Source organism: Microvirga calopogonii, assembly GCF_003347665.1.
Classification (GTDB): Bacteria; Pseudomonadota; Alphaproteobacteria; order Rhizobiales; family Beijerinckiaceae; genus Microvirga; species Microvirga calopogonii.
Genome location: NZ_QDGA01000226.1, coordinates 1 through 2,139, shown reverse-complemented (window position 1 = coordinate 2,139; position 2,139 = coordinate 1). Strand labels below are relative to the sequence as shown.

Here is a 2,139-nt window from a genome sequence, read left to right as displayed (position 1 = left end):
TGCCAGGGTTCCAGTCGCCGCACGAGCAGCAGGTCGACCAGCAGGTCGAGGTAGGACGCCACGGTCTTTCCGTCCACGCCAAGTGCACGTGCGAATTCGGCGGCATTGAGGAGTCCGGACTGATGATGTGCCAGCATGGTCCAGAAGCGACGCAAGGTCTCGGCCGGAATGCGAGGCCCCAGCAGGGGGATATCGCGTTCCAGGTAGGTTCGGATGAAATCCTGTCGCCACCGTTGGCTGATACGATCACTGGTGGCCAGATAGCTGTCCGGGAAGCCACCACGCAGCCACAATCGGTTCAAGTCTGAAGCCGGAACCTCCAATCCATCGATCGGGTGCATTTCGAGATAGGCGATCCGCCCGGCTAAGCTTTCGCCCGACTGCTTCAGGAGATCGAGTGACGCGGATCCGAGGAGCAGGAAGCGGCCCGTCCGCCGCCCCTTGCGGCGACCGCGGTCGATCAGACCGCGCAAGTTCTGAAACAGATCCGGTAGCCGCTGGACTTCGTCAAGAATGACAAGCTTGTCTTCATGGCCGGCGAGATAGAGTTCTGGTTCTGACAGCCTGGCGCGATCAGCATCGGATTCCAGGTCGAGATAGATCGACGGACGGTGCTCCCCGATGGTCAGAGCCAGTGTCGTTTTGCCGACCTGCCGCGGGCCCAGGAGGGCGACGGCAGGATAGCTGTCGAGCAATTCGTTCAGCTCGGCGGCAATGCGACGTTCGATCATCCTTGCATTTATGGAGTCAAACTCCGAAAATGCAAGGTAAATTGGGGTCAGCGCAAGATCTGTTCCTGATTATACGCTCTCTTATGACCGTCATTCCGGGACGTCAGCATAGGATCCTGTCGCCGGTTGCGAGTCGGCGCAAGATCCAGCGACCTGACGGGTGTGCCGCGGCGCCTGATCGGACGACGATTGATCAAGCTCTCATCCGCGGATTGGCCACCGCATTACCCGGTGTTCGTCGTGGGCCTTCCTCAGTCTTAGCTTCGTGCGTTAGCCGCAAGGCTTGCCTTAACGTATCTCGAGGATTTCCCATCGCTCCAGGGCGCCACGGCACGCCGGTCAGGTCGGTATCGTTCTCTGCTCGCTTAAACCTCCTCTGCGTGTGTGCGAACGCAGGCTTGGGGCTCGTTAGACCTCCCGAACCCTTGCCGCAGGGGCAACCTGGACCCGACGGGCAATGTCCCACACGAACCCGGCCAGTTCGCGCGCAATCGCCGTGGTCACCTTGGGCAACGGCTTGCCGGCGGCCATCAAACGCCGGAAGCGTTGGCAGAGCCGAACCTGGGCCCGCCAGGCCACCGCTCGGATCTCGGCTGGGAGCCCTTCCACCCGGGCGCGGTATCGCACCGCCTCGCGGGCCGGCAAGCGATAGGACCAGCCCGCCTCGACCAGCATGGTGCGGGCATGCCCGTTGCCGCTCTTGGTGATCCCACCCCGGCGCCGACGGGTGCTGCTTGACCGTTCCGACGGCACCAGTCCAAGCCAGCTCATCAACTGCTTGGGCGTCTCGAAGCGGCTCAGGTCGCCGGTCTCGGCCACCAGCGTGGCAGCAACCACCGGACCGACCCCGCGCAAAGCCTGCAAAGCCTGAACGAGGGGGGCGAGGGACCAGCCAGCCACGGCCTCGGCCAGCGCCAGGTCGAGCCGGTCGCAGCGCGCCTGCGCCTCTTCAATGCGCCGGACGCCTTGGACTTGCTCCGAAAAAGATACTGCTGGCGAATTCACCATGCTGGGATGGGAGCCATCATGAGCTTGGTGAATGCGGATTGCCGGGTTCGTGCGAGCGGCGTGCCCGCGAACCAGGCACCAAGCCGGATGAGGTTCATGGCAGCCGCTGTCAGCACGTGCTGAAGATGCGTCTTGGCGAGACCGATGTAGCGGGAGCGCCGCAAGTGTAGGGCGCGCACGCCAGCCGAAATCGTTCCCTCGATGCCGGCGCGCTTCTGGTACTCTTTGGCGAAGGCGGGCTGCGCCTCACGCTCGCGAGCCGCTGCAAGGGTCTCGTGCTCCTCCTGAGGGCGCAGCGTGAGAAGCCGCCGCTCGCTCCGAGTACACTGTGCCTTCAATGGGCAGGGGCGACAGTGGGTCGTCGAGAAGCGCACCTTGAAGGCGGTTCGTCCTTGCCAGT

2 protein-coding genes and 1 pseudogene are annotated in these 2,139 nt (G+C 63.5%); all 3 read right to left on the bottom strand.

Annotation, left to right across the window (positions count from 1 at the left end):
- Positions 1 to 731: ATP-binding protein (locus tag DDF70_RS36080; RefSeq protein WP_162820917.1), on the bottom strand; the 731-nt coding region annotated here is incomplete at its 3' end.
- Positions 732 to 1,139: 408 nt separating this feature from the next.
- A pseudogene (locus DDF70_RS36075) lies at positions 1,140 to 1,685 on the bottom strand (transposase); the annotation flags it as partial.
- A gap of 47 nt (positions 1,686 to 1,732) precedes the next feature.
- Positions 1,733 to 2,139 (bottom strand): transposase (locus tag DDF70_RS36070; protein WP_170316152.1); only part of this gene is annotated, 407 nt, incomplete at its 5' end.